This window comes from Paraburkholderia unamae, from assembly GCF_003268775.1.
Lineage (GTDB): Bacteria > Pseudomonadota > Gammaproteobacteria > Burkholderiales > Burkholderiaceae > Paraburkholderia > Paraburkholderia unamae.
In genome coordinates this window covers 19125-42289 of the sequence record NZ_QLSU01000037.1, presented here as the reverse complement: position 1 = coordinate 42289, position 23165 = coordinate 19125, and the positions used below count along the sequence as shown (strand labels likewise).

General features: G+C 66.1%; 21 protein-coding genes. 12 read left to right on the top strand and 9 right to left on the bottom strand.

Going from position 1 to position 23165, the window contains the following annotated elements; genetic code table 11:
• Positions 1 to 93 precede the first annotated feature (93 nt).
• The 4 genes from C7401_RS38135 to C7401_RS38120 are packed head-to-tail and all read right to left on the bottom strand — an operon-like array spanning position 94 to position 5194.
• Complete coding sequence (locus C7401_RS38135; protein WP_112177217.1) at positions 94 to 1608, bottom strand: MdtP family multidrug efflux transporter outer membrane subunit; 1515 nt, start codon at positions 1606 to 1608, stop codon at positions 94 to 96.
• A gap of 1 nt (position 1609) precedes the next feature.
• Entirely contained in the window at positions 1610 to 3748 is a 2139-nt protein-coding gene (locus tag C7401_RS38130) for an FUSC family protein (protein ID WP_181565800.1), read from the bottom strand.
• Positions 3749 to 3763: 15 nt separating this feature from the next.
• Positions 3764 to 4807 carry a multidrug transporter subunit MdtN gene (mdtN, locus tag C7401_RS38125; RefSeq protein ID WP_112177215.1) on the bottom strand — a complete coding sequence of 348 codons (1044 nt, stop codon included), beginning with the start codon at positions 4805 to 4807 and terminating at the stop codon, positions 3764 to 3766.
• A 27-nt stretch (positions 4808 to 4834) separates the two neighbouring features.
• Positions 4835 to 5194, bottom strand: a complete 360-nt coding sequence (locus tag C7401_RS38120; RefSeq protein WP_258397384.1) for a YtcA family lipoprotein — start codon at positions 5192 to 5194, stop codon at positions 4835 to 4837.
• Positions 5195 to 5969: 775 nt separating this feature from the next.
• Between C7401_RS38120 and C7401_RS38115 the strand changes: the two genes are divergently transcribed.
• The 4 genes from C7401_RS38115 to C7401_RS38100 all read left to right on the top strand — a co-directional run bounded on the left by C7401_RS38115 (position 5970) and on the right by C7401_RS38100 (position 10574).
• Positions 5970 to 8024, top strand: coding sequence for an alkyl/aryl-sulfatase (locus C7401_RS38115; protein ID WP_112177214.1), 2055 nt, complete (start codon positions 5970 to 5972; stop codon positions 8022 to 8024).
• Positions 8025 to 8030: 6 nt separating this feature from the next.
• Positions 8031 to 8567 (top strand): hypothetical protein, encoded by a 537-nt coding sequence (locus tag C7401_RS38110; RefSeq protein ID WP_112177213.1) that lies wholly within the window; start codon positions 8031 to 8033, stop codon positions 8565 to 8567.
• 193 nt (positions 8568 to 8760) lie between these two features.
• Positions 8761 to 9189 (top strand): MarR family winged helix-turn-helix transcriptional regulator, encoded by a 429-nt coding sequence (locus tag C7401_RS38105; protein ID WP_112177212.1) that lies wholly within the window; start codon positions 8761 to 8763, stop codon positions 9187 to 9189.
• A complete protein-coding gene (locus C7401_RS38100) occupies positions 9186 to 10574 on the top strand; it encodes a DHA2 family efflux MFS transporter permease subunit (RefSeq protein ID WP_112177211.1) in 1389 nt (462 codons plus the stop codon). The genes C7401_RS38105 and C7401_RS38100 overlap by 4 nt, the downstream gene beginning before the upstream one ends.
• A 17-nt stretch (positions 10575 to 10591) precedes the next feature.
• Here the strand turns inward: C7401_RS38100 and C7401_RS38095 are convergent, their stop codons facing one another.
• Positions 10592 to 11629: an extracellular catalytic domain type 1 short-chain-length polyhydroxyalkanoate depolymerase gene (locus C7401_RS38095; RefSeq protein WP_112177210.1), complete on the bottom strand. Its 1038-nt coding sequence runs from the start codon at positions 11627 to 11629 to the stop codon at positions 10592 to 10594.
• 324 nt (positions 11630 to 11953) lie between these two features.
• On the opposite strand from C7401_RS38095, the gene C7401_RS38090 reads away from it, so the two are divergent.
• From C7401_RS38090 to C7401_RS38060, 7 genes are all read left to right on the top strand, one after another.
• Positions 11954 to 12400, top strand: a complete 447-nt coding sequence (locus C7401_RS38090) for an Ohr family peroxiredoxin (protein ID WP_112177209.1) — start codon at positions 11954 to 11956, stop codon at positions 12398 to 12400.
• 52 nt (positions 12401 to 12452) lie between these two features.
• Positions 12453 to 12722: a hypothetical protein gene (locus tag C7401_RS38085; RefSeq protein ID WP_112177208.1), complete on the top strand. Its 270-nt coding sequence runs from the start codon at positions 12453 to 12455 to the stop codon at positions 12720 to 12722.
• Positions 12723 to 12841: 119 nt separating this feature from the next.
• Entirely contained in the window at positions 12842 to 13294 is a 453-nt protein-coding gene (locus C7401_RS38080) for a MarR family winged helix-turn-helix transcriptional regulator (protein ID WP_112177207.1), read from the top strand.
• A 131-nt stretch (positions 13295 to 13425) separates the two neighbouring features.
• Positions 13426 to 13998: a chromate transporter gene (locus tag C7401_RS38075; RefSeq protein ID WP_258397383.1), complete on the top strand. Its 573-nt coding sequence runs from the start codon at positions 13426 to 13428 to the stop codon at positions 13996 to 13998.
• Positions 13995 to 14564: a chromate transporter gene (locus tag C7401_RS38070; protein ID WP_112177206.1), complete on the top strand. Its 570-nt coding sequence runs from the start codon at positions 13995 to 13997 to the stop codon at positions 14562 to 14564. The genes C7401_RS38075 and C7401_RS38070 overlap by 4 nt, the downstream gene beginning before the upstream one ends.
• A gap of 180 nt (positions 14565 to 14744) precedes the next feature.
• Complete coding sequence (locus tag C7401_RS38065) at positions 14745 to 15077, top strand: DUF4148 domain-containing protein (RefSeq protein WP_112177205.1); 333 nt, start codon at positions 14745 to 14747, stop codon at positions 15075 to 15077.
• Positions 15078 to 15305: 228 nt separating this feature from the next.
• Positions 15306 to 17189, top strand: coding sequence for a trypsin-like peptidase domain-containing protein (locus tag C7401_RS38060; protein ID WP_258397382.1), 1884 nt, complete (start codon positions 15306 to 15308; stop codon positions 17187 to 17189).
• Between the two features lie 36 nt (positions 17190 to 17225).
• Here the strand turns inward: C7401_RS38060 and C7401_RS38055 are convergent, their stop codons facing one another.
• The 3 genes from C7401_RS38055 to C7401_RS38045 are packed head-to-tail and all read right to left on the bottom strand — an operon-like array spanning position 17226 to position 19337.
• A complete protein-coding gene (locus C7401_RS38055; protein WP_112177204.1) occupies positions 17226 to 18065 on the bottom strand; it encodes an anti-sigma factor family protein in 840 nt (279 codons plus the stop codon).
• Positions 18062 to 18580 carry a sigma-70 family RNA polymerase sigma factor gene (locus C7401_RS38050; protein WP_112177203.1) on the bottom strand — a complete coding sequence of 173 codons (519 nt, stop codon included), beginning with the start codon at positions 18578 to 18580 and terminating at the stop codon, positions 18062 to 18064. Before C7401_RS38050 ends, C7401_RS38055 begins: the two co-directional genes overlap by 4 nt.
• Positions 18581 to 18623: 43 nt before the next feature.
• A complete protein-coding gene (locus tag C7401_RS38045; protein ID WP_112177202.1) occupies positions 18624 to 19337 on the bottom strand; it encodes an anti-sigma factor in 714 nt (237 codons plus the stop codon).
• A 411-nt stretch (positions 19338 to 19748) separates the two neighbouring features.
• On the opposite strand from C7401_RS38045, the gene C7401_RS38040 reads away from it, so the two are divergent.
• Positions 19749 to 21941, top strand: a complete 2193-nt coding sequence (locus C7401_RS38040) for an NHL repeat-containing protein (protein ID WP_373864481.1) — start codon at positions 19749 to 19751, stop codon at positions 21939 to 21941.
• A 102-nt stretch (positions 21942 to 22043) separates the two neighbouring features.
• Here the strand turns inward: C7401_RS38040 and C7401_RS38035 are convergent, their stop codons facing one another.
• Positions 22044 to 23153 (bottom strand): diguanylate cyclase domain-containing protein, encoded by a 1110-nt coding sequence (locus C7401_RS38035; RefSeq protein WP_112177200.1) that lies wholly within the window; start codon positions 23151 to 23153, stop codon positions 22044 to 22046.
• Between the last annotated feature and the right edge of the window lie 12 nt (positions 23154 to 23165).

The following is a 23165-nucleotide window of genomic DNA, read 5'->3' as shown; positions in this document are numbered from 1 at the left end:
TGTGCTAAGACACTCGCGCGGAGATGTATGGCTTGCTGTGCGACCGGATCGGCCAGCGCCTGCGAATGCCGGCCGCGCGCGGGTTCGCGGGATTCAAGGGGTTTTCGGCGCGTCGCGAGCGCCATCGTCTAGCTGGGCCACGTCCTGCGCCTCGTACCCGCCGCCCAGCGCCCGGGTCAGAATGAGGTCCTGACCCAGTCGCTCGCCGTCCAGCAGGAGCAGCGCGGTCTGCTCCGCCAGCAACGGCAGGCGCGCCTCCTCGGCGCTCAGGCGGCTGGCGAGGCCCCGCCGGTACGCGGCGTCGGCCGCCTCCTGCGCGAAACGCGCGGCTTCCACCTTGTCCGCTTGCAGGCCGCGCTCCTCGTCGAGCGTTTGCAGCCGGCTGCCGCTCACGGCCACGTCGCGCACCGCGTCCAGCACGGCCTGGTTGTACTGCTCGATCAGGATATTGCTCGCGGCGCGCGCGCCGCCCAGGTTCGCGTTCAGGCGCCCGCCATCGAAAATCGGCAGATAGAGCCCCGGAATCAGGTTGAACTGCGTGCTCGCGGCGCGAAAGAGCTTGCTGAGCTGGATGGTGTCGAGCCCGAAAAACGCCTTGATGTCGATGCTCGGATAAAACGCGGCCTTGGCGGCCTGTACTTCGCTCAGCGACGATTGCACATACCAGCGCATGGCCTGAAGGTCGGGACGGCGCGCCAGCAACTGGTACGAAAGCACAGCAGGCAGACCAGCCGCCGCCTGCGGCAGCGCGACGGGCCGGATCTCCGGCAGGCTGTCCGCGCCCGCGCCGTCCACGGCACGCAGCATCTCGCGTGTCTGCGTGATCTGACCCTGCGCCGCCGCGATCTGCCGGTCCACGCCCAGCAGTTGTCCGCGCGCGCCATGCATGGGCACCCTCGCTTCGAGGCCGGTCGCAGCCTTGCCCTCGTGCGCCTGAACGGCGTAGGCGAGCACCTCGCGCGTTTGCCGCAACAGGTCGAGCAGCCGATAGCTGGCCTGCATGCTGAAGTAAAGCTGCGCGACCTCCGTGGAAATGGCCAGTTCCACGGCTGCCTCCTCGGCAACGCGCGCGTTGCGCGCCCCGATAGCCGCCTCGACAAGCGAGCGCTGCCGCCCCCAGATGTCGACGTTGAGTCCCGCGAACAGGCCCACGGTCCCTTCCGTGTACCACGGGCCGCTGAAGCCCAGCTTCGGCGCGTTCAGCGCATAGGGCCCAAGGAAGCCATTAGACGACACATGCTGCTCGTTGAGAAAGCCCAGTGCCGAGACTTGCAGATTGGAGCCCGCGCTGAGCAGATCGACCTGCGAGCCCGATTGCGCCACGCGCAACTGTGCGGCGGCAAGGGTCGGCGAGCCCTTGAGCGCACGCTCGATCAGCGCGTCGAGTTGCGGGTCGTCATAGCGCGTCCACCATTGCGCGTCGGGCCAGCCGTCGCGGGCCAGGTGGATGTCGCTCGCGAGCCGGATACGCTCGGGCGGAATCTGCGCATGAACGGGCGCGTCGTTGCGCATCAGCGCGCAACCCGGCGTCAGACTCAGGACGCCGCTAAGGACGCCACTCAGAACACCAACGCGGCAGGCCGTGGCGAAGACGTGTTTCTTGTTCATGTCAGGGCAGATTTCCGGTGGGCCGCGAAGCGGTGGCAATCGCGCTCGCGCCGGCAGTTGTCGTGGAGTTGGCCGTTTCCCAGCCGGGCAGGTCCGCCGCCGCCAGCGCGAGGCGTTGAACGTGCGCGAGCAGCGGTGTATCGGCCGGGCCGGCAATCTGCATGGCGTGGGCGCGCAGTTGCTCCTGCTCCCGCGTGGGCGGCTCGCCCTGCTCGACCACGCGCTTTGCGTAGATGTCGAGCAGACTGGCGGTTTCGTCGCGCAACCGTGCGGCCGTGGCGAGCGCGGGCGCAGTCGTCACGCGTGCTTGCGCGGGATCGAGCTCGGCGAGCGTCTCGCCGTGAACGTGGTCTTGCCTCACCAGCAGGCCGCGGCTCACGGCAAGCAGCCGCTCGGCCTGAGCTGCGAGCCGCGCGGGCGCGCCGCGCTTGTAGCGCGGCTCGTAGCGCACTTTTTCGAGGTCCATGCTGCACGCGTTGAGCGCCGCCCAGCACTGCATGTGCTGCTTCGCGTAGGCGATCTGCTGCTGCGGGTCGTCGCGCCGGGCGGGCGAGCGCACGAGTTCCGCCAGCGCGCGCACGAGCGCCGCGAGCTTCACGCGCGTGTCGCCGCTTTCGCTTTCCGGCCAGATGAACGCGTAGACCACCCAGCAGATGCTCACCCCAAGCAGAATGCCGACCATGCGGTCGCGAATCTCGGTGAGGTCGGTGCTGGGACCGAAGTGTTCGAGCAACGCGAGCGCGAAGGTCGCCGCGCCCTGGGTGCCGACGTAGGCGAGCCGCTCGGAACCAGCGGTCAGCCACGCGCCCGCCGCGATCACGGGCAGCATGGCGAGCAGGAGTCCGAAAATCGTGTCGATGTACGGCATGACGAGCACGAACACCAGCAACGCGCTCACGCTGCCCAGCAACGCGCCGTAGAAGCGCAGCGTCATCTGCCGCACCGAGGTGCCGAGCCCCGGCAGCGCCACCATGCCGCTCGTGATGAGGATGGTATGGATGCCCGGCCATTGCAGGACGTTGAAGACGAAATAGCCCGTGAGGCCGCAGATCAGCACCTTCACCGCGAAACGCACATAGGCGGGATTGCTGAACACGTCGGGGGGCACGAGCGGTGGCCTGGGCGGCTTCTGCGCGGGCACGGCGGCGCTGTCGAAATGCGCCAGTGCTTGCAGGGTGCGGTAGAGGTCGTCGGCCTGCGCGAGTGTGGCGAGCACTGCGCGCTCCGGCGCGTCGGGCGTCCACTCTGGGCGGAACGAAGTGTGCGCGGCGATGGCCGCGTCGAACGCGAGCAATTGCGCCTGGAGCCGCTGGAGTGCGCGGCGCAGCACGGGTGTCGCGTGCGGCAGCACGGCGGGTAGTGTGTTGCACAGATGTTGCGCATGCAGCACGGCAGCCACGCAGCATTGCCGGTACTGCTGACGCGCGGGATCTTTCGCGTCGGCCATGTTGGCGAACGTCGCGAAGCCCTGGAGCGCCGCGGACTGCCGTTGCAGTTCGCCGCCCGACAACGGCGGCCCAGCGGTCTCGCCCGCTGCCAGCGCACCCAGCCGGGCGGCTGCGCGGCCAAGCTGGCGATGCGCTTCGCCCTCGAACTGTCGCACCGGATTGGTCGACGCGAACACCGTATTGACGATCAGCGCGAGCACGCTGCCATACGTGATGGCCCCCACGGACCACAACACCTGGCGCACGAGGTAGTCGGCCTGGCCGGTCTGGTCGACGAACGACTGTGCGTAGAGCACGACGAGCGCCGGCCCGAGCAGTACGAGGCCGGCCTTCGACACGCGCACGCAAAACATGAAGCAGAAGAACAGCACGCCCGACGCGATGATGCGCAGCAACGCGTAGTCGTAGGTCAGCTTCAGGAGGAAGACGAACACGCACACCGCGATGAAGTCGGCGAGCGACAGCACGATGAAGATCACGCGCGTGAGGACGACATTTGCCTGTGCCGTGAAGAAGACGGCGACCAGCGACAGCACCGTGTACGGAATCTGGAACGTCTCCCCGATCACGATGGCGATGGCGGAAGCGAGCGTGAGGCGCAGCGCGAACTGACCGCGCCCCGGAAACGGCGCGAGTTCGGCGGCAAACCAGCGCAAGGTGTGCGCGAGGCGTTGCGCAAAGGTGTCGTTCATGGGTAGCATCCCGTCTCAGCGCGCCGCCCGCGCGCCAGGCTGGAGCTTGACCACGGCCGAAGCGCCCACGCGGAACAACTCCGGATTCGGCCGCTCGACGAGAATCTTCACGGGAAAGCGCTGCGCCACGCGCACCCAGTTCAGGCTGCGCTGCACGCGCGGCAGGCCTTCGAGCACGAGCCCGCCATCGTCCGGCAGCACGCCGTAGCCGATGGAGTCCACGCGGCCCTGAAACTGCTGCCCTGTGTCCGACATCAAATAGACCTTCGCCGGCGTGCCCGCGCGAATGTTCTTCAGTTCCGTCTCGCGAAAATTGGCGACGACGTACCAGTGCCGCGTGTCGATGAGCGTGAAAACGGGCTTGAGCGGCGAGGCGAACTGACCGGTCGTTGTCTTGAGCGACACCACGCGGCCGTCGAAGGGCGCGCGCACCGTCGCCATGTCCAGACGGTACTGCGCGAGCGCGATTTCCGCGCGCGCCACGTCGCGCTGTGCGACCAGCGCATCCACGCCGGTCACGGCCGCCGAGGCCTGCTGCGCTTGCAGGCGCGCGGCCTCCAGCTCCGACTCGGCAGCACGCTGCGCCGTGCGTGCGCGGTCCACATCCTCGGCCGAGACATAGCCTTTGGCGAGCAGCGGCTCGGTGCGCTTGAGCGTCTGGATCGACTGTGCGGCGGCGGCGCGCGCGCGCTCGACCGCCGCGTGCGCGGAGTCGGCGCCATATTGCTGCGCCTTCACGGTTCGCTCCATCAGCGTGATCTGGCTGTCGAGCGCCGCGAGCGCGGCGTTGGCGCGGGCCAGTTCGTCGTCGAAGGGGCGCGGGTCGATCGCGAACAGCACGTCGCCGCGCTTGACCGCCTGGTTGTCGCGCACGGCCATGTTGACGATGCGCCCGTTGACTTCGGATACCACGTCGATCGAGTCGGCGTACGCGTAGGCGTCGTCGGTACGTGGCGACGTATCGACTCGCCAGAGCACATAGGCCAGCACAAGGAGCACCACTACCGCCAGCACAGCCGGGACGATCTTGCTTGAAGTTTGATTCGGCGTGCTAGCCATGAACCCGCTCCGTCATAGTCAGGAATATCAGGAATTGAAGAGGAGTAGCCAGATCAGCAGGGAAAACAGCAGCCATAGCGCGGGAAAGGCCAGCAGCGGCGGCCCCAGGAGACGCTCTCGTTGCACGTGGATGAGCACGCCGCGCACGGCCAGCGCGATCAACAGCGCGCCCAGCACGCAGAACATCCAGTCGGGGAAGAAGGCGCCCATCACGCTGATGGAGGGCGACGCCGAGCACCCGGCGAGCGCCGCGGCCGCGAGGCACGAGAGCGTTCGTGCGACGAGGTCGCACAGCGGCAAGCGAAATGTGTCGCGGCCGGCGGGCATCGATCGACGACGCTTGCGCTCGCGATACTCATGAAGTCGTTCGCAATATTGATCTTTCATAGGCGTCTTCGAGGTTGCGGAAATGCGGCCGGTCTCTGCCTGTTGCCGCTGTTGCGCGCCCGCGCGCTTGTTTGACAATCGAATGTGCTGCGCACTTTACCGGGATCACTCACGCCCCACGTTTCAATCAATTAATAATTGGACGTCAAACAAGCGATAATAAAAATAAGATTCTTCCTATTCACGATTCAAATCACTTCAACTTACAAAAAAACGATCTCGCGTGACGCAATTCACATTGCGCCGACATATGAGATATCGAATCATTTTTAGGTCGCGAACATTTCGCTCACACCGCACCCACAGTCAGACAGTCAATTTTTTAAATTTCTTTGACGGATCGCATATCTTCCTTAAGGGATAGACGCAGCGCGCCCCACGCCGTCTAGCATAGAATAATCGAGCACGGCCTAGCCAATACTCCGCTTTGACTCGCGCACGGCCGCGATTAAATACGCCTGTCAAATCAACTGGCAGAGGAAAGCTTTGACTTTCGATATTCGTATTTTTTCTGCCGAAAAATGTCTCTCGATTCATTGAAAAAATAGGGATCCGACGTCGCCTGATAACACCGCATGAAGGAAGGCCAAAGCGATTCATTCTTTATCAGCATTTTTGACCATTCAGCTTCCTCTTCCTTACCAATCATTTTCACGGAACTCCATTTCGTCGACGCGGGTGCGCGCCGCGCATCCTCGCTCACAAGAGCTTTACGTGAGGACGTTCGTGAAAATCAAGGACAACCTGGCAAAAGCAGCAACTTGGAGAATCTCTCATGTCCGATAACAACGAGCGCGAGCATCCCGGCACACGCCGCAAGTTCCTGAAGAACGTCGCCGTAGCCGGCGTGGCCACGGGCCTCGGCACGGTGATGGGTGAATCTTTCGCGGACGCCGCAACGCCGGCCAGCCCCACGGGCATCGCCCCCAAGCCGCCCACCCGCGCCACGCTCGACGCGAACGCGGCCTACGCGCATTTCCTCTCCTTCGCGCATACGCAGGATTTCGAGGACGCGAGCCGCGGACTCGTCGCCAAGCTGCCCGATCCGGTGAAGATTCCGGGCCCCAAAGGGGTGGATGCATGGAACCTCGGGCAGTTCGCGTTCATCACCGGCGGCCCGGAAAACAACGCGCCGAACACCGTGAACCCCAGCCTCTGGCGCAACGCCAAGCTCAACATGAATCACGGACTGTTCAAGGTCACCGAAGGCATCTGGCAGGTGCGCGGCTATGACCTTTCGGTCATGAGCATCATTCGTGGCGACAAGGGCTTTATCGTCGTCGACCCGCTGGTGACGATCGAAGTCTCGTCGTACGTGTGGAAGAACCTGGTCGTCCCGCATCTCGGCGATCACCCCATCACCCATGTGATCTACACGCATAGCCACGCGGATCACTACGGCGGCGTCCGCGGCATCGTGAGCGACGACGATCTGAAGTCTGGCAAGGTCCAGGTCGTCGCCCCGGCGGGCTTTGTCGAGGCCGCCGTGAGCGAGAACATCATCGCGGGCAATGCCATGGGCCGCCGCGCGCTTTACATGTACGGCAACCTGCTGCCGCGCAGCGCGGTCGGCGTGGTGGACGCCGGCCTCGGCAAAACCGGCTCCACCGGCACGATGACGCTCGCGATCCCCGCCGAATACGCGGAAAAAACCGGACAAAAACTGGTGCTCGACGGCGTTGAACTCGTCGTGCTGATGGCGCCGGAATCCGAAGCGCCTACGGAATTCATGTTCTATCTACCGAAGTTCAAGGCATTCTGCGCGGCCGAGGATGCGACGCACACGCAACACAACCTGTACACGCTGCGCGGCGCCAAGGTGCGCGACGCCCTGCTCTGGTCGAAGTATCTGCAAATGGCGCTCGACATGTTCGGTGGCGAAATGGAAGTCCTGTTCGCCTCGCACTACTGGCCGACGTGGGGCAACGAGCGCATCGTGCCGTTCGTGAGCGCACAGCGCGACATGTACCGCTATCTGCACGACCAGACCATGCGCCTCGCGAACAGCGGCTACACGCCGCGCGAGATCGGCGACATGCTGCATCTGCCGGACAACCTCTCGAAGCACTGGTACTGCCGCGGCTACTATGGCGCCACGTATCACAACCTCGTCGCTCAGTACAACCTGCGTCTCGGCTTTTTCGACGGCGTGCCTGCCGAATTGCACCGTCTGCCGCCTGTCGAGGTCGGCAAGCGCTATGTCGAATTCATGGGCGGCTCCAGCGCCGTGCTGAAGAAGGCGCAGGCGTCGTTCGACAAGGGCGATTACCGCTGGGTAGCCGAGGTCGTCAACCACGTGGTGTTTGCGGAACCGGAAAACGTTGCGGCAAAGCACCTGCTGGCCGACACCTACGAGCAATTGGGTTACCAATCCGAGGCGGCGAGCTGGCGCAACATCTATCTGACCGGCGCAATGGAGCTGCGCAACGGCGTTCACAAGGAACTCACGGCCACGCCGCAGAGCCCAGACGTGATCCGCGCCATGCCGCTCGACATGTTCCTCGACTACCTCGGCATCCGGCTCGACGCGCAAAAGGCCGCCGGCAAGTCGCTGTCGTTCAATCTCGTGCTCACGGACACGGACGACAAGTACCTCGTCGGCGTCGAGAATTCGGCCTTGCACTACTCGAAGGGCCGGACCTCCGGCACCGCCGACGCATCGCTGACCATGAGCCGCCACGACCTGAACAACATCATGCTGGGCGACACCACGATGCACAGCCTCGTGATCGCGGGCAAGGCGAAGGTGGACGGCAACAGCCAGAAGCTCGGCGAATTCGTGACCTGGCTCGACAGCTTCGAACTGTTCTTCAATATCGTTACGCCCTGACGAACCATGTGCGCTATCTGCAACTTCAAGATCGAATTCGGCATCGGTCACCCGTTGGCGTTGTGCGTCGCGACCGCCACGCGCGGCGCGATCGACAGCGGACTCCTCACCGAGGACAAGACCGAAGGCGTGCTGGCCACCGCGCGGCAACGCCTGGCCGCCATCGAAACGCTCAAGGTGTTTCAGGATCGCCTCGAAACGTCTGTTGCCATCGATGAGTTGCTGGCACTGCCCGACTTCTATGTCCTGCTGATCGAAGGCGAGACCTGGGGTTTCTTCCACGCCACACCGGAAGGTTTCGATCCCGACATCGTGCCCGAGATGCCCGACCTCGCCACGGAAGACGTCGAAAAGCGCAGCGTCGTGCTGGTCGTGGCCAACGTCACACTTCAGGCGTTGCTGGCAGGCCGTGTCGATCTGCAAAGCGCGCTCGACGACAATCTGCTCCTGATCGACGCGCCCGCGCAGCACAGCGAGAAGCTGCGCGGCGTGATCGGGAAGTCGCTTGCCGTTTGCGACAACTGCGAGGCGCCGCCGGTTTGAGTGGCATTGCGGTCTGACGCAAGACCCAGGTTGCGAGAACCCAAGGGGGACCGGTTTTTCCGGTCCCTCTTTTTCCTCATTGCTTCCTGTCTTCTGCATCCAATCGATTATTTTTTTGACAGGTAAACTTGTAAGTTTACCTGTTTATCTTCATGATGCGAGACATGCCCCACCCGAAGCCGCGTGGCTAACCATGTCCGTCAAAACCATAGAACCCGCCGTCATCGACTTCATGCAGGCAATCGGCATGCTCGTGCGGCGCACCCGCAACGAGTCCCACGCCGACGCCCTTTCGATGACGGAATCCGTCGTCATGTCGCGCCTCGCCAACGACGGGCCAGCCACGATTGCCGCGCTCGCGCGCGCCGAGGGCATGCGGCCCCAGTCGATGGGCGCCACGATCGCGGCGCTGGAGGAACTGGGCCTCGTCGCCCGCACGCCGCATGCCACGGACGGGCGCAGGATACTCATCGACCTGACGTCAAAGGGCCGGCAGCTCCGCAAGGAGACGCGCGCCGCCAAGCAAATGTGGCTCTCGCACGCCATCGCGGAACTGGACGAAGGCGAACGCGCCACGCTGTTCAAGGCCGGTGCGCTCATCAGAAAACTGGCGGAACGATGAACGCCAACCCCGCCGGGCGTATCGATCCGCTGGTCTGGAAAGTGGCGGCGGTCGTCTCCATCGGCTCGTTCATGGCGCAGATGGACTCGACGCTCGTCAACGTGTCGCTTTCCACGATCGGCCATGCGCTCGGCTCGCCCGTGGCCACGGCGCAGTGGATCGTGAGCGGCTACCTGCTGGCCATGGCGCTGATGCTGCCGCTCAACGGCTGGCTCGTGGACCGCGTGGGCGCGAAGCGTCTGTATCTGTTCTCGTTCGCCGCCTTCACGCTCGCCTCGATGCTGTGCGCCGGGGCGCAGACCATGCAGCAACTGATCGGCGCGCGCATTTTCCAGGGCCTCGTTGCCGGTGTGCTCGCCCCCATGGCGCAGATGATGATCGGGCGCGTGGCGGGCAAGAACATGGAACGCGTCATGGGCTACGCCACCCTGCCCATTCTGCTCGGGCCGATACTCGGCCCCGTGCTTGCGGGCGCGGTGCTCGCGAAGGCGTCATGGCCCTGGCTCTTTCTCATCAACTTGCCCGTTGGCGCTAGCGGCATTGCGTTGGCCATCCTTCTGCTCCCGCCCGACGCGGGCCTCGTGCAGCACAGGCGCTTCGATTTCGCCGGTTTCGCGCTGATCTCGCCGGGTCTCGTGGCGCTCGTCTATGGCTTCCAGAGTGCTGCCCACACGTCGGGCCAGGCGCTGCTCGTTGCCGGCGCGGCTTTGCTCGCGGGTTTCGTGTGGTACTCGAAGCGGCACGGAGAATCGGCGTTGATCGATGTGACGATGTTTGCGCAGCGCAGCTTCGCCGTTCCGGCCGTCACGCAGTTTTTCGCCAACGGCATGCTGTACGGGCGGCAGTTGGCCGTTCCCCTGTACCTCATAGCCGGTTGCGGGCTGTCCACCGCGCACGCGGGCGCGCTGCTCGCCGCAACGGGCGTGGGCATGATGGCCTCGTTTGCATGCATCGGCTTTCTGACCGAGCGCCTGGGCTGCCGCGTGCTCGCCGCCAGCGGCGCACTGCTGGCCTTGCTCGCCACGATCCCGTTCCTGTGGATGACCGGCCACTCATTCTCCACGGGCGTGGCGCTGGTCAGCCTGTTTCTCGCGGGCGTGGGCCAGGGAACCATCAGCATCCCTTCGATTGCGGCCGCTTATGCGTCGATGCCGAAGGCGCGACTGCCCGTGGCGAACACCGCGTTGAATATCGCGCAAAGAATTGGCGGCCCGGTCGCAACGACGCTCGTCTCCATGGCCATTTCCCTGGCAGTGCAAAGTTCATCGGCCGGGGAGCCGCGACGCTTTCTGCCGGCATTCGCCGCGCTCGCCGGTCTGCACTTGCTGTGCTTCGCCGGGGCCATGCTGCTTCCCGTGCGAGTGCGCCACGCAAGCGATCGCTAAGGCCCGCACGACGCCGCTCAAGCCGACGATCGCGCCGCCCCGTGCGCCACGCTGCGGCGCTGGCGCTGGAAAAACCGCCACATCATCGACATGGCATTTGGCCCTCTGGCCGAATGAAACGCCACGTTCGGGTCGCCGCCGCTCCACGCGTGCCCAAGGCCTCGAACGATGCAGACCCGCACCGCGAGCCGCCCCGACTTCACAAAGTCGGTGTAATCGACGTCGTCCTGACGATAGGTGCGGATCTCGCCCGCACGCAAGACACCCTGCGCGTCGATCAGGCGGTTCACGTGCGCGAACTGAAGGCCGAGTTGCTCGGCGTTGTGCTTCGCCACGACGGCGTCGAGTTCGCCGTGCACGATGATGGCCGGCATGCCAGGATGCACGATGCCGCCGATGGCGGCGTCGATCAGGCTCACCGGGTCGTCGCGGCTGCCGCGGCGCATGACGTGCATGGCGCTCATCGTGGACGTGGCCGCGCCGAACACCGGCCCCGAATGCAGGCCGACGGCGGCAAACAGGCTCGCATGGCGCAGGGCGAGCACGGCCGCGAGACCCGCTCCCGCCGAGATGCCCGCCAGGTAGACCCGCTCGCGGTCGAACCCGTGCTGTCGCACGATCGCATCGACGAGCGACGCGATGGCCGGCGCCTCGGACTGCGCCGGCTCGCCATGCCAGTGCCAGCACCGTTGCGCGTGCGCCGTTTTCGCCTGCTCGGGAAGCAGCACGGCAAAGCCCGAGCGCTCCGCCAGGCGGCAAACCCGCGTGCCTGCCGCGAACGACTCAGCAGTCTGCTTGCAGCCGTGCAGCAAGACGACGAGTGGCAGCCCGGCGCTGGCCGCCTCTTTTACCGCCGCAGGCAGATACAGCGAATACGCAAGGTGGTTGACGAGGTGCCCGGCCAGTGGCGGCGCGGAATGATACGAGCGAATCCAGCGGCCGGCCGGACCAGCCGCTCGCTTGGCGTTCGCGGCCTTTTTCCTGGCACGCGGTGCGATAGGGGGCGTGAGCAGTTCGAGGCCTCTGAACCAGACGCTGGTCTTTTTCCTGGGCATGAGCAAAGGGCAGCAAGGCGTGGGGTTCACGTCACGCCCCGAGCGACGCGCGGCGGACAAGTGAAGGGACTGAGGAAAGACAGCGACCGAAACGCTGCGAGCCCAGCCATCTTAGCGGCCCTTGTCGCCCGCTGAATTCTGCGCGTCCATGCTTCGGCCCTGCCCCGCGTTCGATATGGCCCTTCCGTCGCCCCATCAATATATCGCATGCGATTTAATCTTTTGCGCTTGACATACACGAAGGCTTCGCCCACTATTCGACGCATGCGATTACATCGCATACGATCTAAATAGCCACGCATCCAAGTTTCAGAGGAACCCATCATGACCCGAGTCGAAACCGTCAACTTCTCCGGCAAGACCCACACGACCGTCAATCGCGACCCGGCCGTCCAGCACGGCGAGCATGGCGCCGTCGACATCAAGCTGTCGGCCCCCGGCGGCGAGAACCACGAATTCATCGGCACCGCGCCCCACCCGAGCGCCGAGCAGTTCTTCGCGGGCGCCTGGTCGGCCTGTTATATCGGCGCACTTGGCATCGCCGCTTCGCTGAGAAAAGTCGAATTGCCCGCCGACACCTCCGTCGATATTCAGGTCGACGTCGGCCAGACCGGCCCGGGCTGGTTCCTCGGCGCCCACTTCACCGTGCGCGTGCCGGGCGTGGCCCAGGAACTCGCCGAGGCGCTTGCGCGCTCGGCCCATCAGATCTGCCCGTACTCGAAGGCCGTGCACGGAAACATCGAAGTCGCCATGAACGTCGTCACGGCGTAAGCCAGACTCTCACCTTTTATCCAGCCAGTCACTTTTCTAGCGAGATCCCATCATGAAGACCCAACTCATCGTCGCCCTGTTCGCCGTCCTTTCCGCCACCGCCGCACCTGCATTCGCCAGCGGCTATGGCCCCGCGCCCGGCTACCGTCCCACCGTCGGCGCCCCGGCGTCGCAACGGGGCCAGAGCGTCCAGACGCTGGCCGCCGAAGGCGCTGACGAAAACGCTGCGCGATCGGCTTATGGCGGCAGCGTCGTTGGCCGCGCCGAAGCCGGCAGCCGCCCCCCCATCGCGCAGCGCGATGTGCTGTTCGCACACCACTAAGCCCGTGCGCCGGGCCGAGCGGAGCCGTGACCCGCAAGCGGTATTGAATCCATTGCGATACAATCGCATGCGATAAGATTGCCGCTTGCCGGCGCACCCTTAGCCCAACGAGGATCCCGATGAAATCGACGGAACGCCCCACGGAGATGCCGCTCTCCGACTTCCTGTGCTTCGCGGTCTATTCCACGAACCTGGCGTTCGGCAAGGCCTATAAGCCGATGCTCGAGGAACTCGGTCTCACCTACCCGCAATACATCGCGATCGTGGCGCTCTGGGAAGAAGACGACCAGACCGTGAGCGGCCTTGGCGAAAAGCTGTTCCTGGAATCAAACACGCTCACGCCGATGCTGAAGAAGCTCGAAGCCATGGGCTATCTCGAACGGCGGCGCGACCCCGAGGACGAGCGCCAGGTGCGCGTGAGCCTCACCAGGAGCGGCCGGCGGCTGCGCGAAAAGTGCTTCAAGATGGACCTCACCGACGCCACCGCGCTCGGGGCCGACGAATTCGTGAAGCTTCAGCAGCAGATCGTCACGCTGCGCGAGAACCTCATCAAGCACGTGCAAAATCGCTGAGGATTACCATCTAATTGATTTATCACATGGGCCAATGATAGTCGGCAGGGTTCGTTGACGCCTCAACGTTGCCCGCGCGGCGGCGCTATAATTTCCCCGCCCCTTGCCGCATCACCCACTGCGCCCTCTCCGTGACTGCACCCACGCCACACGTCTCGCCGCGCCCCACGCTGGCCGGGCTTTTTCTGATCTTCAGCCGCATCGGCTTGACGAGTTTCGGCGGCGGCGTGAGCGGCTGGCTGCTGCGTGAATTCGTCCAGGATCGCGACTGGATCAGCGAAGAAGACTTCCTCAACGGGCTCGCCATCTCGCAGGCGCTGCCCGGCATCAACGTCAAGAACATGGCCATCTGGATCGGCCACCGGCTGCTGGGCTGGCGCGGCGCCGCGGTTGCCGTGGCCGGCATTGTCGTGCCGCCCGCGTTCGTCATCATCCTGCTCGGCACCGTGGTGGGCGCGCTGATCCTGCACCCCTTGACCCAGATCCTGATCGCGGGCGCCGCAGCAGCAGCCACAGGCCTGTCGCTCTCGATGGGCGTCGTGACCGCGCGGCGCGTGCGGCGCCAGGTGCTGCCCCTGTTGTTGATGGTCGCCACATTTGTTGCGATCGGCGTGCTGCGCCTGCCACTTGTTTGGGTGGTCGTGACTGGCGGCGGCTTGAGCGTGCTCTACGAATACGTGGCGATTCGCCGGGGCGCGCGATGAACGCGCGCGTGCTCGGTCAGCTTGCCGCCATTTTCGCGCCACTTTCGCTCGTCACGATTGGCGGCGGCCAGGCGATCATCGCGGAGATCCAGCGTCAGGTCGTGGATGTGCACGCGTGGATGACGCACTCCCAGTTCGCCGCCGACTTCGCGATCTCGCGCATGGCGCCGGGGCCGGGCTCGCTGCTCGTCACGCTCATCGGCTGGCAGGTGGCCGGCTTCTGGGGCGCGGTCGTCGCGACCGCCGCGCTCTTGCTGCCCACCGGTTTGCTGATCTACGGCGTGACGCATATATGGGGCCGCTATCAGGGCGCCGCGTGGCAACTGGCGCTCGAACGCGGCTTGCGCCCGATCGCGGCAGGCATGATGCTCGCGGCGGGCTGGGTGCTGCTCAAATCGCTCAACGGCGGCCTTCCCGCGAAGGCGATTGCCGTCGTCTCGCTCTGCGTGCTGCTCAGAACGCGGGTGAGCCCGCTCGTTCTGCTGCTGGCCGGCGCGCTCGCGCTGCTGGGCGCGAGCCTCGCCGGCGCGGCACTGCCGCACTGGCTCCAGGTGCAGCTCACGTAGCGCATCGCCACCTCCTTCCGCATGATTGATAGCTAACGCTTTTTCGCCACGCGCGAAAGCGGCCGTTACAACTCCACGGGAATAGGACGGTACCTGGCGGGGTATACCCATTGCAGTCTCCGTCGGATCGACCGGATCTCCACCGGTTGCCGAACCACGCCATTTCTTAAGGAGTTCGAAATGAACACCCGCCGCCCGCTTATCGTCTCGCTCGCCTCGCTCGCTTGCATCGGCGCGCTTTCCACCGCATCGGCCCAGGGCCTCACGCGCGCCCAGGTGCGCGAGCAGTTGATCGAAGCGCAGGCCAACGGCTCGCAGTTCGTGACCGACAGCTCGTATCCCGACGTGAGCCCCGTATTCGCACAGCAAGTCGCGCGCGCGAAGGCGCAACAGCAACAACAGCAGGAACCCAGCGGCATGGGCGCTCCCATGCAAGGCACGAGCGCCGCCGGCGCTCCGCACGCGGAGTGCGTGGGGCCGGTGAGCTTCTGCAATCTGTATTCGGGGAGTTGAGCCGCGGTCGCCGCGCCCGCACCGAAACCGCAAGCGTCCGGCGCAGCCGAAGGCGCTCGACGAAACGTCGCGCCCCGCCCGAAACGAGCGGGGCGTTTTGCGTGCGTTACAGGACAAACCCTCCCCCCCAATTGCCTCGCCGCGTGACTACACTATGTGCGTCGGCACGCGATTGCCATGCGCAACCGGGTACCGCCCGCCAGCACGATGACCACTGGGAGGTGTGCTGTGCTCCGCCTGATCTTCGCCCGCACTTCGCGCCCCGCGGCGGCGCTTACCCTTGCGGTTGCCTTTCCGCTTTCACCCGCGCTTTCACCCGCGCTTTCACCCGCGCTTTCACCCGCGCTTTTACCTCTGCTAGTCCCCGCGCTTGCCGGCGCGTTCAGCCTCGAGGCGAACGCGGCAACGCCTGCTTCGCCGGCCGCCAGGCCGCCCGCCAAACCGGCCGCAGAACAAGCCGCCGCCAGCAAGCCCCCGGCAACCCCGCCCGCCACGGCGGACAACGCGGACAATGCGGATACCGCGACTAGTGCGGATACTGCGGACACAGCGGCCACGGCCGCCACCGCCGGGGCGGCGCCCGACTTTTTCTCGCTTGCCGAGCGCTACGGGCCCGCCGTCGTGCACGTGATCGCGCGCGGCGCCGATGACCAGACCGCGCCGCCCGAGCAGGAAGCCATCGACGCCGACGATCCGTTCTTCGCCTTCTTCAAGCGCGCGCCGCGCCCCGCTTCCGGCGCCGACGCCGGCGGCCCGCGCGTGATGATGGGCGCCGGCTCGGGCTTCATCGTCAGCCCTGACGGCGTCGTGCTAACCACCGCGCATATCGTCGACAACGCGGAGGAAGTGAGCGTGCGGCTGACCGACAAGCGCGAGTTCAAGGCGGAGGTGGTCGCCGTCGATCCGCAAAGCGACGTGGCCGTGCTCCAGATCGACGCCCACGACTTGCCGTTCGTGAAGCTCGGTGCCGCCTCGAAGGTGCACGTGGGCGAACCGGTGCTGTCGATCGGCTCGCCGGACAGCTACCAGAACACCGTGACCACCGGCATTGTGAGCGCGACCTCGCGCACGCTGCCCGACGGCCGCGCGTTCCCGTTCCTCCAGACCGATGTGGCGGTCAATCCCGACAACTCGGGCGGGCCGCTATTCAATCGCGCGGGCGAGGTGATCGGCATCGACGTGCAGGTCTACGCGGACGGCGGCCGCTACGAAGGCCTGACCTTCGCCATTCCGATCGAAGCGGCCAACCAGTTCCGCGCGCAGTTGCAGGCGGCGAGCAAGGCCGCGCCCGCAGGCGCCTCTCCCACCGCCAACGCCGCCAACGCCGCCGCCAGTTCAGGCGCTATCCGCACGTTCGGCATGCAGGTCGAAGACGTGAGTCCCGGCCTCGCCGCGGCGCTCGGTTTGCCGGGCACCGGCGGCGCGCTGGTCGATGCCGTCGACCCCGCGTCGCCCATCGGCCACGCGGGTATCAGGGCCGGCGACGTGATCGTGCAGGTGGGCAACAAGCCGGTGGACCGCGCCTCGACGCTCGCTGCGGAACTCGCCGCCGTGCCGCCCGCCACGCCTGCTTCGCTCAAGGTGATCCGCAACCATCACGCGACCCAGGCGGGATTCTCGAATACGGCATTCGAGCCGAAGGCCGTCGCTGCAACCGAGGCAACCCAGGCAATCCCGGCGGCCCAGGCGGCGCAAGCCACCGACGCGCGCGCCGCACCCGGCGCAACGGATGCGATGAGCCCGCCGCCCGCAGGCAACGTGCGAGCCGTCAAGACGGTGATGACCGACACGAGCGCGCAAGCCACCCCCGCCGCCGTGGCGACCGCGCCCGCCGCCCGGCGCGCGGCGGACCGCCTCGGCCTCGTCATGCACGCCCTGAGCGCCGACGAAAAGCGCTCGACCGGGCTGCCGCTCGGCTTGATGGTGGAAGCGTCCAATGGCCCCGCCGCGAGTGCGGGCGTGCGGCCGGGCGACGTCGTGCTCTCGCTCGACAGCACCCTGGTCGAGTCGCAGGAGGAAGCGGCCGCCCTCGAAGCGAAGGCGAGCAAAAGCATGTCGCTGCTGATCCAGCGTAACAATGCGCGCAGCTTCGTTGCCGTGAAGCTCAGGTAACGCGCCTCGGCGACAAGCTCAACTCACGCCACGCGCTCAGCGCGGCGTGAGTTGCGCGTAGACATCGTGCGCGAGTTGCAGCAGCACCTTGCGGTCGATACCGCCCGAAAGCGCGTAGCCGAAGTCGCCGTCCACCCAGTAGAAGACGTTCACGGGGCCGTCCTCGTAGAGCTTGAACGCGGTGGTGTTGGCGCTCGCCTTGCGGTGCGAGATGCACAGCGTCACGCGTTCGCCCTGGGCGTTGTGATACATGAACTGTGCGACTTCGCCATCGTCGCCGGGCAGCAAGCGGCCACCCGAAAGTTCGAAGCCGCTCTTCGCGAGCATCGGCGCGCGCACGTTGGTGCCGAGACGGCCGGCGAGCCACTTCACGAAGTCCTGCTCCTGGCTGTCGTCCATCGTGTCGGGGCGCGCCACCGTCGGCATGTAGACGACGTGCGCGAGCGCCGCTTGCTGAGCCAGGCGCTCCGTGCCGTCCGCGCTCACCGCATGCAGTTCACCACCACCCGCGCCGCCGGGCGTGCCGACGCCCGCTGTACCGCCCATGCCGTAGTGCATGCCCCAGCCGATCCCCACGCCCAGCACGAGCGTGGCCGCGAGGCCCGCGAAGCGCGACCAGTTGGCCGCAGGGCGCACCTTGATTTGCTCGGGCTGCGGCGCGGCCACGCGCAAGCGCGCGGGCAGCGGCTCGTTGAGCACGCGGTCGTAGCGCTCGTGCAGCAAGTTGTTGAGCGCGAAGAAGTCGCTCGCGCGCGCGGCGAGATCGGGGTTGCGTTCGAGTTCGCGCTCCACATCGGCGCGGCGCGCCTCGGAAAGCGTGCCGTCCACGTAGGCGTGAATCTCGTCTTGCGTGACTGGGTTTTGTTGCTCGCTCATCGCACCACCTTCAGGTTCGCACGCGGGACGGAACCGGCCATGAGCGCGCGCAGGCGTTCACGTCCCCTCGACAGACGCGACATGACCGTTCCGATCGGTATGTCGAGCGCCAATGCGACGTCGGCGTAACTCATTTCCTCCAGCCCCACCAGAAGCACCACCTCGCGCTGCTCGACGGGCAGGCGTTGCAGCGCGTAGTCGAGATCGCGCACCTCCAGCGTGCCCATCTGGCTCGCGGGCACGGCGTAGTCGGCCTCGGGCACGCTCTCGTCGTCCACCGAAACGTGCGCGCCGCGCGACGCCGACTTGCGCACCTGGTTCACGAAGATGTTGTGCATGATCGTGAAAAGCCAGGCGCGCAGGTCGGTGCCCGAGCGAAACAGCTCCGTGCGGGCGATGGCGCGCTCCAGCGTGTCCTGCACGAGGTCGTCGGCCAGCTCGCGGTTGTTGATCAGTGCGCGCGCGTAGCGTCGCAGGCGCGGCACGTGTTCTATCAGCTCGTCACGGATGTCCATGTTTCATCCTGGGTTGCATCCCGGTTTGCATCCTCAAATGCGCTCACGGTGCGCCGCCGTCGCGCGACGGCATCGTCGCGAGGTCCGCCGCGCGCATGAGCCCGTGCGTTTGCGCGTTGCCCGCGAGCACCCAGCGCGTGCCGTGCTCGCGCCACATCAGGAGCCGCAGCGGCCCCGCGCGATGAGCGCTCCACTGCGGCGCCGCGCCCGCGAGCCAGGCGGGCGCGCCGAGCAGCACCACACGCTCGCCTTCGTTGTTTTCGTACACATAGCGCTGCGCCCGCGCGAACGAGCCGACCTTCACCTCGCCGCCGCCCACGTACGTGAGACCGGCCGGGCCAAAATTGAACGGCGGTTGCACCGCGGCGTCCACCGCCGCCTCCGGGCCGGCGTTCGCCGCCTCCATGAGCGCCATCACCGCGGCGTCGTTCAGCATCTGCTGCGACGGGTCCGACGCCGAGACCCACGCCAGCGCCGCACCGGCCAGCGCGAGCGCCGCCGCGAGAGCCATAGCGTAGCGCAATGCGCGCCTCGGCCGGGCGGGCGCGCCGTGCGGCTGCGCCGCCTGCGCGGGGTACGCATCGCGGATCTGCGCGTTCAGGCGCCGGTAAAACAGAATGCGCCGCCACTCGCCGGGCCGGCCCGCGAGGTAGCGCCGCACGCTTGCCGCACGCGCGCCGGCAAGCGTGCCATCGCTATAGGCCTGAATATCGGCTTCGGAAACCGGCGGCTCGTCGAGCGGCCCGCGGAACTTCATGATCGTGGCGCAATGCTGGGTGGAGATGCCGGACTAACACGCCGCCGCGGCGATTATTCCCGCCGTGATTCGAAATAACGGTTCGAACGCGGAATCGGCAGTAAATTAGTGCCATATTACTCGCGACAAGTAAAACGGGAAAGCGCTCGGCCCGCGGCGGCGTTGGTCTCTCTGCGACACTCCGTTCTACATGACAGTCATGACATTAATTCGGATTGCCAGGCAAATTCGTTTCGCATGCATCGAACCCGTCAACGCGATGTGAACGGCTGCGTGCTCATCGCATCCGCATAAAAAAATTGCCTGTTACCCGCGCTGAATATTGTTCGAATTATTTCCTTACATCCACGTGCGAGCATCACGCCCTGCTGCCGCGCGCCTTGCGGCAGCTTTGCAATTACGGGGATACAAGTGAAATTCGCCACACGCCTGACCGCCTTGTCGTTCGCGCTGCAAGGTCTCGCATTTCAGCCATGCGTCGCGCAGAGCACGCTCAACTACACCACGTCCTGGATCGGCAACAGCTTCGGTTTCGGCGACGGCAAGTGGATGCAGCAAGACGTCGAAGCGATCGCGGTCGCGCCCGACGGCACCGCCTACGCCAACGCGCCCTGGGATGAAAGCGGCAGCGAGATCGGCGTCTATCGCGGCGGCGACAAGCTCGCCGTGGGCGGCAACACGCATGGCTGGGGCAACGCGGGCGGCGACGCCATCGCCGTGAACAGCACCTATGTGTACGCCGCGATGTCGATCGGCAATCAGAACAACGGCCTCGTGGGCGCGGACTATCCGCCCGCTAACCAGACGTGGTTCGGCGTGACGCGCCGGTTGCGTTCGAACGTGGCGCAAGGCGCGCCGTTCACGAGCGGCATCGGCAACAGCGCCAACGCGACGAAGAACAGCTTCCTGCGCGTGCTCGCGGCATCGAGCAGCACGGACGGCGCCGTGCGCGGCCTTGCCGCCACCGACACCGAACTCTATGTGGCCGATACCGCCGACAACCGCATCGTGGTCTACGACGCGCAGACGATGCGCCAACTGCGCTCGTTCACCGTGCCCACGCCCGGGCGCATCGCGCTTGGCGCCGACGGCACGCTCTGGGTGATCCAGGGCATGCAGGACGCGAGCGGCGCGAGCGTCAGCCACTATCGCGCGGACGGGACCGCGCTGAACGACGCGCCCGCGCTGCCCTCGGGCACCGTGCCCACCGACCTCGCCTTTGCGCCCTCGGGCCAGCTTTCGATTGCCGACAACGGACCCTCGCAGCAAATCCTGCTCTACAGCCGCGCGTCGAACGGGCAGATGGCGGCGGCCGGCGCGCTCGGCACGCGCCAGGGCATCTTCCACGTCGTCGAAGGCACGCCCGGCGACTGGCGCTTCAACGGCATCACGGGCATCGGCTATGACCGGGCGGGCAATCTGTACGTCGCGCAGAACGGCCAAGGGTTGCGCCCGTTCGGCACCGCGCTCGTGGGCCAGGGGGCCGTGCTCGAAAGCTACGCGATGGGCGCGCGCTCACTGGGCTGGCGCCTCGATGGCCTCACGTTCGTCGATGCAGCCGCCTTCGACCCCGCCAACGCGGCCAACGTCTACACCGGCTCGAAGCGCTTCGCGCTCGACTACAGCCAGCCGCCGGGCAAGCAATGGACCTATGCGGGCTTCACGCTCAACCGCTTCGCCTATCCGGACGATCCCGCGCTGCACTCCACGCGCGGCGTGCGCGGCTCGCCCATGGTGCGCCGCTTCAACGGGCAGTTGTTCCTCTACACGCTCGACCAGTATGCGCACTACCTGAACGTCTACCGCTTTTCGCCCGCAACCGATGGCGAAGTCGCGATTCCCTCGGGCTTCCTCGCCCAAAATCCGCTGCCGGGCAACTGGCCCGCGGGTCAGCCCACGTACGGCGAATGGATGTGGCGCGACGCGAATGGCGACGGCAAGGTGAGCGCCGACGAAATCACCTCGAACCCGTCGACGGGCGCGACAGTCGGCAATGGCTACTGGTGGGTCGATACGCCCGGCAACGTGTGGCTCGCCACGCCCGCATCGGGCATTCGTGAGATGCCGCTTCAGGGGCTCGACGCGAACGGCAATCCGCAGTACACCTATGCATCGTCGAAGATGTTCGCGATGCCTGCGCCGTTCAACCGCATTGCGCGCATCGTGTATGTGGCCGAAACCGATACGATGTACATCACCGGCTTCACCGCCGCCATACCGTGGAACGCGTCGCTCTGGAAGGAGGCCGGGCCGGTGCTCGCGCGCTACGACAACTGGTCGAGCGGCTCGCCCACGCTCACCTGGCAGGCCTCGCTGCCCTGGAACACGAGCGGCAATCCGCAGGTCACAACCGTCGGGATAGCGGTGGCGGGCAACTATGTGTTCATCGCGGAGCTTTACACGCCGCGCGTGGATGTGTACGACACGCGCAGCGGCCAGATGGTCGGCTCGATGACACCGGGAGCGAACGTGGGCAGCACCACCGGGTGGGTGGATATCTATATGGGCATGAGCGCCGCGCAGCGCGACAACGGCGACTATGTGGTGCTCGTTGAGGACGACGCCCGGGCCAAGATTCTCATGTACGAGTGGACGCCAGGGTAGGAATTAGCCACCTGAGCTCATCGTGCGGCGTCGCCGGTCAGTTCGTACGCACCCCAGAAGAGCGGGCGCCTGCGCGTACGTACCGTCAGCTAGCAACGCCCTTCAATGACGGCCCGAAACCTGCGTGGAAAACGCCACGCGATTGCGCCCGTCGCGCTTGGCGCGGTAGAGCGCGGCGTCGGCTTCTTCGATGAGCGCCGTTTCCGCGAGTCCTGGCGTGGGCGTGAGCGTCGCCACGCCCACGCTGATGGTGAGGTGCTCGCTCACGGCGGAGCCGACGTGCGGCAACGCCAGCGCCGCCACGTCGCGGCGCATTTTCTCGGCGAGCAGGCGCGCGCCCGCGCTGCCGCTGCCCGGCAGCACCACGGCGAATTCCTCGCCGCCAAAGCGCGCCACGAGGTCGCGCGGCTGGCGTATCTCGCGGCGGATCGTGGTCGCCACCGAGCGCAATACGTTGTCGCCTGCCACGTGGCCATACGTGTCGTTATACGGCTTGAAATAGTCCACGTCGATCATCAGCAGCGAGACTTCGGTATGCTCGCGCAGCGCGCGCTTCCACTCGGCGCTCAGGAATTCGTCCAGATAGCGGCGGTTCGAGAGTCCCGTGAGCCCGTCCGAATGCGTGAGGCGGCGCAACTCCAGATTCGCCTTGAGCAGTTCCTGCTGCGAGCGGCGCAACGCGCGATAAGCCTCGTCGCGCTGGAGCATGTTGACATAGGATCGCGAATGATATTTCACTCGCGCGATGAGTTCGACGCTGTCGGGCAGCTTCACCAGATAGTCGTTCGCACCCGAGGCGAACGCCGCGCTCTTGATGGCAGGCTCGTCCTTCGTGGAAAGCACAATGATCGGCACGTCGCGCGTCGCCTCGTTCGCGCGGTAGGCGCGCACGAGCGTCAAGCCGTCGGTGCCCGGCATCACGAGGTCCTGCAAGATCACGGTCGGGCGCACTTCCTCCGCCGTACGCACCGCCTGCTCGGGATGCGCACAGTAGTGGAAGTCGATCTCACGCTCGCTCGCCAGCGCCCGGCGCACGGCCTCGGCCACGATCGCCTGGTCGTCGACGAGCAGCACCATCATCGGCGTGTCGGCGGCGGGCAGGGTTTGCTCGAGCGCGCTGTGCACGGCTTCCAGCGCGACCGCGAGCGAAGCGTCGTCGGGTCCGCCGGTGTCGAGGCTGGCGTTGGCAGGAAGTGTGGACTTCTCAGTCATGATGTCGGTGCG